At 68.7% G+C, this 13,550-nt stretch carries 11 protein-coding genes and 1 tRNA gene; 6 read left to right on the top strand and 6 right to left on the bottom strand.

The features are described 5' to 3' along the window. Nucleotides 1-4 precede the first annotated feature (4 nt). From FGS76_RS18930 to FGS76_RS18905, 6 genes are all read right to left on the bottom strand, one after another. The gene (locus tag FGS76_RS18930; RefSeq protein ID WP_138774213.1) at nucleotides 5-661 is read right to left on the bottom strand and encodes a 50S ribosomal protein L25/general stress protein Ctc; all 657 of its coding nucleotides are present in this window, start codon (nucleotides 659-661) and stop codon (nucleotides 5-7) included. 194 nt (nucleotides 662-855) lie between these two features. Then, nucleotides 856-1,815: a ribose-phosphate pyrophosphokinase gene (locus tag FGS76_RS18925; protein ID WP_138774212.1), complete on the bottom strand. Its 960-nt coding sequence runs from the start codon at nucleotides 1,813-1,815 to the stop codon at nucleotides 856-858. A 74-nt stretch (nucleotides 1,816-1,889) separates the two neighbouring features. Next, a tRNA-Gln gene (locus tag FGS76_RS18920) sits at nucleotides 1,890-1,965 on the bottom strand. An 11-nt stretch (nucleotides 1,966-1,976) separates the two neighbouring features. Beyond that, the gene (ispE, locus tag FGS76_RS18915) at nucleotides 1,977-2,921 is read right to left on the bottom strand and encodes a 4-(cytidine 5'-diphospho)-2-C-methyl-D-erythritol kinase (protein ID WP_138774211.1); all 945 of its coding nucleotides are present in this window, start codon (nucleotides 2,919-2,921) and stop codon (nucleotides 1,977-1,979) included. Then, nucleotides 2,918-3,484, bottom strand: coding sequence for a lipoprotein insertase outer membrane protein LolB (gene lolB / locus FGS76_RS18910; RefSeq protein WP_138774210.1), 567 nt, complete (start codon nucleotides 3,482-3,484; stop codon nucleotides 2,918-2,920). Before lolB ends, ispE begins: the two co-directional genes overlap by 4 nt. After that, entirely contained in the window at nucleotides 3,481-5,181 is a 1,701-nt protein-coding gene (locus FGS76_RS18905) for a tetratricopeptide repeat protein (protein ID WP_138774209.1), read from the bottom strand. Before FGS76_RS18905 ends, lolB begins: the two co-directional genes overlap by 4 nt. A gap of 183 nt (nucleotides 5,182-5,364) precedes the next feature. On the opposite strand from FGS76_RS18905, the gene hemA reads away from it, so the two are divergent. From hemA to FGS76_RS18875, 6 genes are read left to right on the top strand one after another with little or no spacing between them, the layout of a single operon-like run. Next, nucleotides 5,365-6,642, top strand: a complete 1,278-nt coding sequence (gene hemA / locus FGS76_RS18900) for a glutamyl-tRNA reductase (RefSeq protein WP_138774208.1) — start codon at nucleotides 5,365-5,367, stop codon at nucleotides 6,640-6,642. Next, on the top strand, nucleotides 6,639-7,730 hold the full coding sequence (gene prfA / locus FGS76_RS18895) for a peptide chain release factor 1 (protein ID WP_138774207.1): 1,092 nt from the start codon (nucleotides 6,639-6,641) through the stop codon (nucleotides 7,728-7,730). Before hemA ends, prfA begins: the two co-directional genes overlap by 4 nt. Nucleotides 7,731-7,734: 4 nt before the next feature. Next, nucleotides 7,735-8,556 (top strand): peptide chain release factor N(5)-glutamine methyltransferase, encoded by an 822-nt coding sequence (prmC, locus tag FGS76_RS18890; RefSeq protein WP_138774206.1) that lies wholly within the window; start codon nucleotides 7,735-7,737, stop codon nucleotides 8,554-8,556. Between the two features lie 7 nt (nucleotides 8,557-8,563). After that, a complete protein-coding gene (locus FGS76_RS18885) occupies nucleotides 8,564-9,313 on the top strand; it encodes a HesA/MoeB/ThiF family protein (RefSeq protein ID WP_138774289.1) in 750 nt (249 codons plus the stop codon). A 54-nt stretch (nucleotides 9,314-9,367) separates the two neighbouring features. Next, entirely contained in the window at nucleotides 9,368-12,181 is a 2,814-nt protein-coding gene (locus FGS76_RS18880) for a DUF2339 domain-containing protein (RefSeq protein ID WP_138774205.1), read from the top strand. After that, nucleotides 12,181-13,518, top strand: a complete 1,338-nt coding sequence (locus FGS76_RS18875; RefSeq protein ID WP_138774204.1) for a DUF3999 domain-containing protein — start codon at nucleotides 12,181-12,183, stop codon at nucleotides 13,516-13,518. Before FGS76_RS18880 ends, FGS76_RS18875 begins: the two co-directional genes overlap by 1 nt. Nucleotides 13,519-13,550: the final 32 nt, after the last annotated feature.

Below are 13,550 nucleotides of genomic sequence, written 5' to 3'. Positions count from 1 at the left end.
AGAATTATTCCTGGTCGGCCTTGTCGTCGCCGGTGCTTTCCTCACCGCCTTCCTCGCCGTCTTCTTCCTCGGCGCGGACCTTCGGTTTGTGCACGGCAACCACCGGCTGGTCATGGTCTTCGCCATGGGTCAGCTCGACGATTTCCACGCCGCCGGGCAGCTTGATCTCGGACAGGTGAATCACCTGATCCAGCTCCACGGCGAGCATGTTCACTTCCAGATATTCCGGCAGATCCTTGGGCAGACAGCTCACTTCCACTTCGGAAATGTTGCGGTGGATCTCGCCGCCTTGCTTCTTGACGCCGATGCAGGCTTCTTCGTTGGTGAAGTGCAGCGGTACCACCATGGTGATCTTGTGGGAGGCGTCAACGCGCATGAAGTCGGCGTGGATCGGGAAGCCGCGGGCCGGGTCGCGCTGCAGATCGCGCAGTACCGCCTGCTGGGTCTTGCCGTCCAGTTTGATCTTCAGGATGTGGCTGTAGAAGGCCTCGGTTTCCAGGGCTTTCTTCAGCTCGCGGGCTTCCAGGGAAATCATCTGCGGCTCGCCTTCGCCACCGTAGATGATGCCCGGAACCCGACCTTGCAGACGACGCAGGCGGCGGCTCGCACCTTTCCCCGCGTCGCTGCGGCTTTCCGCGGTCAGTTCGAATTCGTTGGACATGGTGATGTCTCCGTAAAGCTCCCCGCCGCCCCGCGACCAGGTGCGATGGGAAGGGTTGATAAAGGGGGCCGGATTATGCCCGAAATCTGGCCGGCAGGCCAGAAGTTGATGTAGGAGTGGCTTGAGCCGGGATGGGCGCCGGAATCAGGCTCCGGATCGCGGCTAAAGCCGCTCCTACAGCGGTGAAGGAGGGGTCAGACCAGTTCCAGGCGATCAAACATGGCGGACAACGATTCCTCGTTGTTCACCCGGCGCACGGTCTCGGCGAGCATCGGAGCCAGGCGCAGTACGCGGATCTTGTCGCACTGGCGGCCCTGCTCTGACAGCGGGATGGTGTCGGTGACCACCAGCTGGTCCATGGCGCTGTTGCTGATGTTGTCGATGGCCGGGCCGGACAGCACCGGGTGGGTGCAGTAGGCGTAGACCTTGGCGGCGCCGTGGTCCTTGAGGGCCTGGGCGGCTTTGCACAGGGTGCCGGCGGTGTCGACGATGTCGTCCACCAGCACGCAGGTGCGGCCTTCCACTTCACCGATGATGTGCATCACCTGGGATTCGTTGGCCTTGGGCCGGCGTTTGTCGATGATCGCCAGGTCCGCGTCGTTGAGCTGCTTGGCCAGGGCGCGGGCGCGCACCACGCCGCCCACGTCCGGGCTCACCACCATCAGGTCGTCGTGTTTCTGGCGCTCGATATCGGCCACGAACAGGGGCGTGCCGTAGACGTTGTCCACCGGAATATCGAAGAAGCCCTGGATCTGGTCGGCGTGCAGGTCCACGGTCACCACCCGGTCGATGCCCACGGCGGTGATCATGTCGGCCACCACCTTGGCGGTGATCGGTACCCGCGCGGAACGTACCCGGCGGTCCTGACGGGCGTAGCCGAAGTAGGGCATCACGGCGGTGATGCGGCCGGCGGAGGAGCGGCGCAGGGCGTCCGCCATGACCAGCAGTTCCATCAGGTGATCGTTGGTGGGGTTGCAGGTGGACTGGACGATGAACACGTCCTTGCCACGCACGTTTTCCTGAATGTCCACGGACACTTCGCCGTCGCTGAAAATGCCCACGTCGGCATCGCCAAGCGGAATATTGAGCTGCTTGACCATGGCCTTGGCCAGGTCGGGGTTGGCGCTACCGGAAAAAACCACGAGTTTGGACACTGGCGTCCCCTGACTATCAGGAAGTGGGTTTCAGGAACTCACGTTCCCTTATATAGAAGAACGTATAAAGAAGATGGCTGGGGTACCAGGACTCGAACCTGGGAATGACGGGATCAAAACCCGCTGCCTTACCAACTTGGCTATACCCCAACACTAACCGGTCAGGTGGCGTTGTCGTTGAACGCCGGACCTGGATGTTGTTTGGCTCGAAGCGTCGCCAGTGCCTCGTGGAGAGGTGAGAGTTCAGTGCTTCGAGCCACAAAAGCTGTCCAGTTTTCTGGCAAGCGCCGCTTCAGATCGCGGGCCGCTTGCGCCCCGGCAAGGCGTGCGAAACAGCAGGCGCCGGTGCCGGTCATGCGGGCGTTGCCCGCTTCGCGTTGGAGCCACTCAAGCGCTTGATCCACAGGGGGAAAAAGGCGCCGGGCCACGGCTTCGCAGTCGTTGTGCCCGTTGTTGAGAAGGGCCTCGAAAGTGGCCGCCCCAAGCGAGGCCGGTAATGTAATGGCGGGGGTGTGCCTTGTCAATTCCCCGTCGCCGAAAATTCGAGCGGTTGAAACGGCTACGCCCGGATCCACCACCAGAAACCAGAGTGGCGGCAGATCAACGGCTTGCAGACGTTCGCCCACGCCCTCCGCCCAGGCGTTGCGGCCACGCACGAATACCGGCACGTCGGCGCCCAGCCGCAGACCCAGCGTCGCCAACTGATCCAGCCCCAGATTCAGTTGCCACAGATGGTTGAGGCCGAGCAGGGCGGTGGCCGCGTCCGAGGAGCCGCCGCCGACGCCGCCGCCGGCGGGCAGACGCTTTTGCAGATGCATGCGCGCGCCCCGCTGGCAGCCGGTGGCGTCGCGCAGCAGACGGGCGGCGCGCAGCACCAGGTTGTCATCGTCCACCGGCAGGTGCGGATGGTCGCAGGTCAGGGTCAGCGCCGGGTCGGCCTGGAAGTGCAGGGTGTCGCCGTGGTCGAGCAGCACGAACAGGGTTTGCAGGTCGTGATAGCCGTCGGCGCGCCGGCCGGTGATATGAAGAAGCAGATTCAACTTGGCCGGCGCCGGCAGCGCAAAGCCGGCCCCGGTGGCGGGCCGGTGAACGGTGGTATCGGTCATGGCAGCGGTCGCCACTCCCGGATCAGCAGGGTGAAGTGATTATCGTCCTGCCTGGCTTTGATGCGGTGGGGCAGGGTCACCTGGCCGACCGCCTGATAGCGGTCGAATTCCAGATTCCAGCCCAATTGCCGCAGGCGCACCAGCCGGCCGCTGTCGTCTTCCTCGGCCTGCGCCGGGGCGCCGGGCCAGACCAGGCCCCGGCTCCAGTATTCCAGCGCCGATACCGGCAGCCAGAACCCGGTCAGGTGCCAGGCCAGCTCGCCCGGTGAACGGGCCCGCCATTCTCCCTTGCCGGTTTCCAGCCGGGCACTGCCCGGCCGCCAGGTCAGTTCGGCGCTGCCGAAGCCCAGCGGGCCGGAAAAATGAATGGCGCCGTGGCGCGGGGTCTGATCCCAGTCGAAGGTGGCGGAGCCGCCGTCTTGCGGGGTGCGGTAGCCGAGCTTGCCGTTCATTTCCCAGCGCTGGATCTGCTCCGGGCGGGTGAAGTCCGTGGTCGTCACCGGCCGGGTCTGGCAGGCGCTGAGCAGTAACGCCAGCAGCGGCAGCCACCAAAGCCGGGTCACGGGGTCACCTCCAGGCGTTGCAGGGTGTCGAGCAGCAGGGTGGAATCCGGGTCGTTGGCCAGGGCCGCGCGCCACACCCGCAGCGCCGCGTCGCGCTGATCCAGGACCCAGAGCACTTCGCCATAGTGAGCACTGACTTCCGCGTCGGGCTGTTGCTGGTAGGCGCGGCGCAGGTAAGGCAGCGCCTCCGCCGGGCGGCCCAGCCGGTACAGCACCCAACCCATGGAATCCAGGATCGCCGGGTCCTCGGGGTGCATATCCAGGGCGCGGCGGATCATGTCGTGGGCCTGCTCCAGGTGGATGCCCCGGTCCGCCCAGGTGTAACCCAGGGCATTGAGGGTGGCGGCGTCGTCCGGGGTCAGTTCCAGTACCCGGCGCAGGTCGGCTTCCATTTGCTCCGGGCGGCCGGCCTGGCCGGCGGTCATGGCCCGGGCATAGAGCAGATTGGTGCTGTCCGGGGTGGCTTCCAGGGCCTTGTCGAGCAGCGCCAGGGCGCTTTCCGGGTCGCCGGCATCGACCAGCATTTCCGCCTCGCTGATGCGCAGCACGATGGTGCGGCCGGGGAACTGGTTGATCAGATCGTTGATCAGCGCGTGCCCGCGCTCACCGCGCTCGCTGGCATAGAGCAGACGGGCGGCCTGCACCCGGGCCTGCAGGGCGTCGGGCCCCTTGACCTGGAGATAGTCGTCGATGGCCTCGTCCACGGCGCCGCGGGCCTCCGCCGCCTGCCCCAGGTGCAGGCGCATTTCGTCGGGGCGGTAACCCTGGCGCAGCAGCCGCTGCAGAATTTCCTCGGCGGCCGGTTCGGCGCCGGCCTCCAGGGCCAGCAGGGCCAGGGAATACTGCAGGTCCAGGTCCTGGGGATTCTGCTCGGCCAGTACGTCCAGCTGTTCGCGGGCGCCGTCGTAGTCACCGGCGGCCAGCAGCAGCCGCACATAGGCGATGCGCGCGCGGCGGCTGTCCGGGTGGTCCGCCACCTGCCGCGCCACCCGCTTGAGGGCTTTTTCCGGTTGGCCGGCTTCGAACAGCAGTTGCCCCTGCAGCAGGCCCGCTTCCAGGTGATCCGGGTCTTCCTTGAGCGCCCGTTTCACCGCGTCCAGGGCGCCGGGCAGGTCCTGCTGTTGACGCCGCTCCAGGGCCCGGGCGTACCACAGCGGCGCCTGGTGGGGATAACGGTCGGCCAGTTTCGACAGCGCTTCCAGCAATTCCTGGTTGTCCGCGTCGTTCATATTGCTGGCTTCGGCCACCAGCGGCAGCAGCGCATCACTGCCGTGGCCGGCCAGCAGCCGGTCGATCAGCGTGGCGGCGCCGTCGCTGTCCCCTTCGCGGATGGCCGCCAGGGCGGCCAGCCGCAGGGCGTCGGCGTTGTTCGGTTCCAGGTTCAGCCACAGGTCGGCCAGTTCCCGGGCACGCCGGGATTGTTCCAGGTAGGTGGCCAGCTTGGTGGCCTGGGCGATCACCACCGGGTCGTTGGTGGTACGCGCGGCCCGGTCATAGTAGTCCAGGGTCACCGTCAGGCTTTGCCGCTGGGCGGCGCTTTCCGCCACCAGCAGATCGCCGAGGGTTTCGCCATCGTACTGAATCGGAGGCAGGTCACGGGGTTCCGGGGCCGGCGTGGGAGCCGGCGCGGGCGGGGTCTGGGCGCAGCCCGCCAAGGTCAGGAGGGCGGCGACAACAAGCGATGGGCGTGCATTCATCGGCGATACGGTCCTCGTTTCGAGCCGCTATCATTGCACACCCGCCGGTCGCACCCAAGGATCGTCGCGGCGTTCACGGTGCCCCCCTTCCGGGCTACCACATTGTTTTAAAGGGCCAATTCGCGCAAAATGCGTCACCCTTGCGCGTGTCTGGGCATCCCATCGGGTCGTCGTCATTTTCCTATGAATCTCATCGCAGTTGGCGTTAATCACACCACCGCGGCCGTGGAGTTGCGTGAGCAACTGGCGTTTTCCGCGGACCAGGCCGACCGGGCGCTGGAGCGGCTGCGTGAGCAACTGCCCGGGGTCCGCGAGGCGGCCCTGCTGTCGACCTGCAACCGCACCGAGCTGTATTGCCTGGTGGAAGGCGAGGCGCCGGACTTCGGCGACTGGCTGGCCGCCGAGCGGCGCATGCCGTCGGCGTCCCTGCGCCAGGCCCTCTATCAGCACCACGGTGACCGCGCCCTGGAACATATGATGCGCGTGGCCGGCGGCCTGGATTCCCTGGTGCTGGGCGAGCCGCAGATTCTCGGGCAAATGCGGGAAGCCTACGCCCGTGCCCATGAGGCCGGCCTGATCAATGGCGACCTGGGGCGGGTGTTCCAGGACGTGTTCTCGGTGGCCAAACGCATCCGCACGGAAACCGGCATCGGCGCCAACCCGGTGTCGGTGGCCTATGCGGCGGTGTCGTTCGCGCGGCATATTTTCGCCGACCTGAAAAAAAGCCGGGCATTGCTGATCGGCGCCGGCGAGATGATCGAGCTGGTGGCCCGCCATCTGGAAGAGCAGCAGGTCCGTGAAATCGTTATCGCCAACCGCACCGCCGAGCGCGCCCGGGCCCTGGCCGATCAGGTGGGCGGCCGGGGCATCGCCCTGGATGAGTTGCCGGTGGCCCTGGAACACGCGGATATTCTGATTGCCTGCACCGCCGCGCCGATCCCGATCCTGGGCAAGGGCATCGTGGAGCGGGCCCTCAAGCGGCGCCGCCACAAGCCGATGTTCATGGTCGACATCGCCGTGCCCCGGGACATCGAGCCGGAGGTGGGCGAGATGGACGACGTCTATCTTTATACCGTCGACCACCTGCAAGAGGCGATCCAGGAGAACGTGCGCGCCCGCGAGCAGGCCGCCGAGGAGGCCGCCGGCCTGATCGCCGAGGCGGTCACCCAGCACCACCGTTCGCGGCGGGAAAAACGCGCCGTGGGCGTGCTGCGCGATTACCGGCGCCAGCGCACCGAACTGGCCGATCAGGAGCTGGAGCGGGCGCTGTCGCAGTTGCAGCAGGGCGGTGACCCGGAGCAGGTGCTGCGCCGCTTCAAGCACAATCTGGTGAACAAATGGCTGCACCGGCCCAGTGTCACCCTGCGCCGGCTGGCCGCCGAGGATCGTGCCGAAGCATTGCTGATGGCCCGGGAAATTCTGCTTGATCAGGACGGCGAAGCGTCCAGCGAGGAATCATGAAGGCGTCGTTAGAGGGCAAACTGAACCGGCTGATGGAGCGGTTCGAGGAAATCAGTGGCCTGCTGGCGGACCCGGAGGTGATCGGCGAGCAGAACCGCTTCCGTGCCCTGTCCAAGGAATACGCGGAACTGGAAGACGTGGTCGGCGCCTACCGCGCCTACCGCGCCACCCTGGAAAACCTGAACGCCGCCCGGGCCATGCTCGACGACAGCGATCCGGAAATGCGCGAGATGGGCGCCGAGGAAGTGCGCGAAGGGGAACAGCGCGCCCAGGACCTGGAAGACGAACTGCAGCGCCTGATGCTGCCCCGGGACCCCCGCGACCGCGCCAGCGTCTACCTGGAAATCCGCGCCGGCACCGGGGGTGACGAGGCGGCCCTGTTCGCCGGCGATCTGTTCCGTATGTATTCCCGCTATGCCGACCAGATGGGCTGGAAGGTGGAACTGATCAGCGCCAGCGAAGGCGAGCACGGCGGCTATAAAGAAGTGATCGCGCGCATCGCCGGCGACGGCGTTTACTCGCGCCTGAAATTCGAATCCGGCGCCCACCGGGTGCAGCGGGTACCGGCCACCGAGTCCCAGGGCCGCATTCACACCTCCGCCTGCACCGTGGCGATCCTCGCCGAGGCCGAGGAAGCCGGCGACCTGGAGATCCGCAACGAGGATCTGCGCATCGATACTTACCGCTCCTCCGGCGCCGGCGGCCAGCACGTTAACACCACCGACTCGGCGGTGCGCATCACCCACCTGCCCACCGGCGTGGTGGTGGAATGCCAGGACGAGCGCAGCCAGCACAAGAACAAGGCCAAGGCCATGTCGCTGCTCAAGGCGCGCCTGCTGGACGCCCGCGAAAGCGCCGCCCACGCCGAACAGGCGGCGGAGCGCAAATCCCTGGTTGGTTCCGGCGATCGCTCCGAGCGCATCCGCACCTACAATTTTCCCCAGGGCCGGCTCACCGACCACCGCATCAACCTGACCCTGTACCGCCTCAACGAAATCGTCGCCGGCGACCTGGACGAGGTGGTGGGCGCGTTGCTCGCCGAGCACCAGGCGGAGCAACTGGCGGCGCTGGCCGAGGGCCAGGGCTGACGCCATGCGCATCGACGAGGCGCTGCGCGCGGCCCGGGATGCGCTGGCGGCATCACCGACCGCCCGCCTGGACGCGGAATTGCTGCTCAGCCGGGTACTCGGCCGGGACCGGAGCTACTTCTACGCCTGGCCGGAAAAGCCCCTTAACGGCGACCAGCAGCGGCTGTTCGATCTGCTGGTGAAACGCCGCGCCGCCGGCGAACCGGTGGCCCACCTCACCGGCGAACGGGAATTCTATGGCCGCCGCTTCGTGGTCACCGCCGCCACCCTGATTCCGCGCCCGGACACCGAGACCCTGGTGGAGGCGGCGCTGGAAACCCTGCCGGATGGCCCGGCCCGGGTGGTGGACCTGGGCACCGGCACCGGCGCCGTGGGCATCAGCCTGGCCCTGGAGCGGCGCGACTGGCGGGTGACCCTCACCGATGCCAGCGCCGCCGCCCTGGCGGTGGCCCGGGACAATGCGGAGGCGCTGGGCGCCGCCGTGACCCTGGTGCGCGGCGACTGGCTCAAGGCCCTGGCCGGACCCTTCGATCTGATCGTCAGCAACCCGCCCTACGTGGACCCGGACGACCACCATCTGGAGCAGGGCGATGTGCGTTTCGAACCACGCTCGGCCCTGGCCGCCCACGACCGGGGCCTGGCGGACCTGCGCGTGATCGCCGCCCAGGCCCGCGAGCGGCTCACCGACGGCGGCTGGTTGATGCTGGAACATGGCCACGACCAGGGCGGCGTGGTGCGCCGCCTGCTTGCCGAACACGGCTTCCAGGACGTCACCACCCGTGGCGACCTGGGCGGCAACGACAGGGTAACCTTGGGACATGTCTAACCAGAACCTGCTCAGCGACGAGCAACTGCAACGCTACAGCCGGCAACTGCTGGTGGCGGACTTCGACCTGGACGGCCAGGAGGCCATCGCCGGCGCCACCGTGCTGCTGGTGGGCTGCGGTGGGCTGGCCAATCCCGCCGCCCTGTACCTGGCCGGCGCCGGGGTGGGGCGGCTGGTGCTGGTGGACGACGACACCGTGGACACCAGCAACCTGCACCGCCAGATCGCCTTCCGGGGCGACCAGGTGGGGCAGGGCAAGGCCGCTGCTCTCGCCGCCCAGCTCAACGCCCTGAACCCGGACGTTAAGGTGGAACCCCACGCCGCCATGGCCGGCGATGACTGGCTCGACCAACACTTGCCCGCCGTGGATCTGGTGCTGGACTGCTGTGACAACTTCGCCACCCGCCAGGCCATCAACGCCGCCTGCGTACGCCACCGCAAACCGCTGGTGAGCGGCGCCGCCATCCGCCTGGACGGCCAGCTTGCCGCCTTCGATCTGCGTGACCCGGACAGCGCCTGCTATGCGTGCGTTTACGGGGACGGTACCGATGGCGACCTGGCCTGCAGCGAGGCCGGTATTCTTGGCCCGGTGGTGGGCACCATCGGCACCCTGCAGGCGCTGCTCGCCCTGCATCTGCTTACCGGTAAACCGGTGGCGCCACGTCTGCGGTTGTTCGATGGTCGCACGCTGGCCTGGCGCGAGATGGCATTTCGCAAGGACCCGCACTGCCCGGTGTGCGCTCGGTCCCGGACATAAGCCGCCGCAATCTATTCAATCAGAGGGATCGCAATGACGGGCAGGGAGCAGACCATGAGGGCCCAGCAACCGGCGGCCTGGCCACTATTCTCCACGGTACTTTTGTCGCTGGTGGGCGCCATTGGCGGCGCGCTGCTGTTCGCGCTGCCCGGGCTGTTGCTGGGCGGCTGGGCCGGCTCCTGGACCGTGGCCATGGTGTCCGCCTCGGTGTTCGCCGGTGTCGGCGCCCTGGTCGGGTTCGCCCTGGTGCTGGTGGCGCTGATCGGTGAGCGGGTGCGGGCCACGGAGCACCGTCTGCTGAGCCTGATCCAGGCCCTGGAGGAGGGCGGGGCCCGAGAGAGCACCACCAAGGAGAGCACCACCAAGGAGAGCACCACCAAGAAGAGCACCTCCACGGACAGTGCCGCTCCAGAGGCGGCGGAGCCGCCCCCCGCGGCGCCGCCGGAGCCGGCGCAAAACACCGCTCCGGTGGAACCGCCGCCGGCTCCCGCCGCGCCCGAGCCGGCGCCTATGCCCGCCCAGCCCGCCGTTGCCCGCTCCGCCCCCGCCAAGGCGCCGCCGTCCGGCCTGGCCAGCGCCTGGCGGCGCGCGGTGGATTGGTTCCGCAACGGCAATAGCATCGCCCGGGTGGGCATCGTGGTGCTGTTCGTGGGCGCCGCCCTGCTGGCCAAATACGCCGCCGAGAGCGGCTGGTTTCCGCTGGAAGCCCGGCTGGCGGCGGTGGCGCTGCTGGGCATGGGCCTGCTCGGCCTGGGCTGGCGGCTGCGCCTGCGGCATCAGGGCTATGCGCTGATTCTGCAAGGCGGTGGCGTGGCCCTGTTGTACCTGACTTTGTATGTGGGGTTCCGCCTGTTCGGCGTGCTGCCGGCGGGGCTGGCGTTCGCGCTGATGGTGGTGGTGGCGCTGGCGGCGGCGGTGCTGGCGGTGGCGCAAAACGCCCTGGCCCTGGCGGTGATCGGTTTCTCCGGTGGCTTCCTGGCGCCGCTGCTGACCTCCGAGGGCGGCGGCAGCCACATCACCCTGTTCAGCTATTACGCGGTACTCAACCTGGGCGTGTTCGCGGTGGCCTGGTTCCGGGCCTGGCGTTCGCTGAACCTGGTCGGCTTTCTGTTCACCTTCGGCGTCAGTGCGCTGTGGCGTGGTACCGGCTACGGCGCCGAGCATCTGTTCAGCACCGATGCCTTCCTGGTTCTGTTCTTCCTGATGTACGTGGCGGTGTCGCTGCTGTTCGCCCGCCAGCGCACCGCCGCCCGAGTCGACTATATCTCCGGCAGCCTGGTGTTCGGCCTGCCGGTGGCCGCCTTCACCCTGCACGCCTCCCTGGTCGGCCACATCGAGCACGCCCTGGCCTGGAGCGCCTTGACACTGGCGGTGTTCTACCTGGTGCTGGCGGCGGTGCTGTGGCGTGGGCGGGGTGCCGCCTGGCGTTTGATGGCGGAAGCGTTCGCCGCCCTCGGCGTGATCTTCGCCACGCTCACCGTGCCGCTGGTGCTGTCCGGTGAAGCCACCGCCGTGAGCTGGGCCCTGGAAGGCGCCGGGCTGGTGTGGCTGGGCGGCCGCCAGGGGCGCCGGCTGACGCGGGTCTTCGGCCTGCTGTTGCAGGTGCTGGCGGCGTTGTCCTGGGCCCATGACGGCGGCGCGCCGGCCAGCCTGCCGGTGTTCAACGGCACCTTCATGGCGTTGGCGGGCCTGGCCATCGCCGGTTACCTGAGCGGGCTGTTCCTGTTCCGCCTGGGGGATGCGCGCGCCGCCTACGAGCGGCCCCTGCCGGCGCTGCTGCTGGGCTGGTCGATCCCGTGGGCGTTGCTCGCCGGCGTGCGGGAGGTGGATGCGTTCGTTTCCCTGGGCGGCGAAGCCGGCGGGTTGCTGGCGGTGCCGGCGCTGGTCACGGCCCTGTTGGCGTTGCTCGGCCGCTGGCTGGCCTGGCCCGCCAGTGAGCGTGTGGCGCCGTTGCTGGGCGCCACTTTCCTGGCGTTGGCGACCTTGGCGCTGACCGTGCTTGAGCACCCGCTAATGCGCGGCGCCTGGCTGGGCTGGCCGCTGCTGTGGCTGGTTTACCATGGCGCGCTGTGGCGCCGGGACCGGGATGCCGGCGCCTGGCTGCCGGGCATCACGCCGGGTCTCATGGCCCTGGGCGTATGGAGCCTGGCCTGGGTGGCCCTGGGGGAACTGCCCTGGTGGATCGGCCAGTCGCTGGCCGGTGTCTGGCCGGCTCTCGGCTGGGGGCTGATTCCCGCTCTGCTGCTGGTGGTGTGCACCCGCCCGCCGGCGCTGTGGCCATGGCGTGATCACCGCCGCGCTTACCTCACTCTGGCGGCGGCGCCGCTGGCGTTGTGGCTGGCCATCTGGGTGGCCGTGGTGAATCTGGGCAGCCCCGGTAACCCGGCGCCGTTGCCCTATGTGCCGCTGCTTAATCCACTCGATATCAGCATGGCCCTGGTCCTGCTGGCCAGCCTGGGCTGGTGGCGCGCCGCCTGGCCCGCACGCTGGAGCACCGGCGTCACGGTGGCTGCGGCGCTGGTGTTTGTGTGGCTCAGCGCCGCCCTGGTGCGGGCGCTGCACTATGGCGTGGGCACGCCGCTGTACCTTGACGGCATGATGCGTTCGGTGACCGTGCAAATGGCCCTGTCGCTGTTCTGGGCTCTGCTCGGGCTGGTGGCCATGATCACCGCCACGCGCCAGGGCTGGCGCCGGGTGTGGATGGCCGGCATGGGTTTGCTGGGCGTGGTGGTGGTGAAACTGTTTCTGGTGGACCTGGCCGGCACGGAGACGCTGGCGCGTACCGTTTCGTTCCTGGGCGTGGGTCTGGTGCTGCTGGTGGTGGGGTACTTCTCGCCGATGCCGCCGCGAGCAAAGGAGTCGTCTTGATGGTTGGTCGTCTGGCATGGGTGGTAATCATGGCGGTGGGGCTGGCGCGGGCCGTGGCGGCGGCGCCGGCGCCGGAGGATTTCGCCGAGGGCATCCCGTTACAGGCGTCGGCCCCGGCCAGCGCCTACCGGCTGCCGTTGCCGGACGCGGTGTACGCCCTGAGCACGCGGGACGATCTTGGCGACCTGCGTGTGTTCAATCGGGCCGGCCAGGTGGTGCAGCATGCCCTTTGCTCGCCGCCGGCGCCGTCGGTGGACACCGCCCGGCCGCTGCCGGTGCATGGGTTGCCGGCGGGGCGCGGCGATCAGGCGGCGGGCGCCGGCCTGTCCATCGAGACCGCCGACGGCCTGCGCATGCGCTGGCGGGAGGCGCCCTCCCAGGGGCCGGTGCCGGCCTCCGGCGCGTTCGAATATATTCTCGATGCCCGCGACCTGGATGCGCAGCTTACCGGCGTGCGCCTGGACTGGCGCTGGCGCTCGCCGGAAGGCCGCGCGGAATTGCCGATCCGGGTGGAGGCCAGCGAAGACCTGGACCAGTGGCGTACGGTGGTGCCGCGCAGCACCCTGTTGCGGGTGGAGGACGACACCCTGGAGGTGGCCACCGTGACCCTGCCGCAACGGCGCTATCGTTTCCTGCGCCTGATTCCCCTGGATGAGCGCGCCCGGGACTGGCTGCGGGGCGCTTCCGCGTTGCCGCTTCCGGACGCCGGCGACGGCCCGGCGCTGAACTGGGTGGCCGCCGCGCAAACCGGCGCGGCGGATGCCGATGGCGCGCTCCGGTTCCGGTCGGAACGGCCGCTGGCGGCGCGGCAGTGGCGCCTGGATTTGCCCGGCCCCAACCGGGTATTGCGGGTGGCGCTGAGTTCCCGGGCCGACCCCGACGGGCCGTGGCGCACCCGCTTCCAGGGCACCGTGGCATCCGGCCCGGATCAGTCGCTGACCGGCGCTCAATCCACCGGCTCCAGTGCCACGCCGCCGGACCGGTTGTGGCGGTTGCGCATTTTGTCCGGCGCCGAATCCCTGGGCTCGGCGCCGGTGCGCCTGGAGCTGGGCTACGCGCCCCTGGAGTTGGCGTTCCTGGCCCAGGGCGAGGGGCCGTTCCTGCTGGCCTATGGCAGTGGCACGGCGCCGCCGGCCCAGGTGATCGATTGCGCGCGGCTGGAGCCGGCGGCGCCGGCGGAGGCGCTGCCGGTGCGGGAGCTGGGTGGCGAAGCGGCGCTGCGTCCGGCACCGGAGCCGCTGCCCACCCGGCGCATCGTGCTGTGGGGCATCCTGCTGCTCGGCGCCGGCCTGGTGGTGGTCATGGCCCTGGGGCTGCTGCGCAAAATGCGCGATTGATGTCCGTGCCGCTGTTGCTCCCGTTGCCGGTG

This window comes from Alloalcanivorax gelatiniphagus, assembly GCF_005938655.1.
Taxonomy (GTDB): Bacteria; Pseudomonadota; Gammaproteobacteria; order Pseudomonadales; family Alcanivoracaceae; genus Alloalcanivorax; species Alloalcanivorax gelatiniphagus.
The sequence above is the reverse complement of the archived record's forward strand: the minus strand, read 5'-3'. Positions and strand labels throughout refer to the sequence as shown.

Bases quoted from the DNA above. Each gene is read 5' to 3' on its own strand.
- FGS76_RS18930 (WP_138774213.1), bottom strand. From the start codon at position 661: ATGTCCAACGAATTCGAACTGACCGCGGAAAGCCGCAGCGACGCGGGG.
- ispE (WP_138774211.1), bottom strand. From the start codon at position 2,921: ATGACCGATACCACCGTTCACCGGCCCGCCACCGGGGCCGGCTTTGCG.
- FGS76_RS18905 (WP_138774209.1), bottom strand. From the start codon at position 5,181: ATGAATGCACGCCCATCGCTTGTTGTCGCCGCCCTCCTGACCTTGGCG.
- hemA (WP_138774208.1), top strand. From the start codon at position 5,365: ATGAATCTCATCGCAGTTGGCGTTAATCACACCACCGCGGCCGTGGAG.
- prfA (WP_138774207.1), top strand. From the start codon at position 6,639: ATGAAGGCGTCGTTAGAGGGCAAACTGAACCGGCTGATGGAGCGGTTC.
- prmC (WP_138774206.1), top strand. From the start codon at position 7,735: ATGCGCATCGACGAGGCGCTGCGCGCGGCCCGGGATGCGCTGGCGGCA.
- FGS76_RS18880 (WP_138774205.1), top strand. From the start codon at position 9,368: ATGAGGGCCCAGCAACCGGCGGCCTGGCCACTATTCTCCACGGTACTT.
- FGS76_RS18875 (WP_138774204.1), top strand. From the start codon at position 12,181: ATGGTTGGTCGTCTGGCATGGGTGGTAATCATGGCGGTGGGGCTGGCG.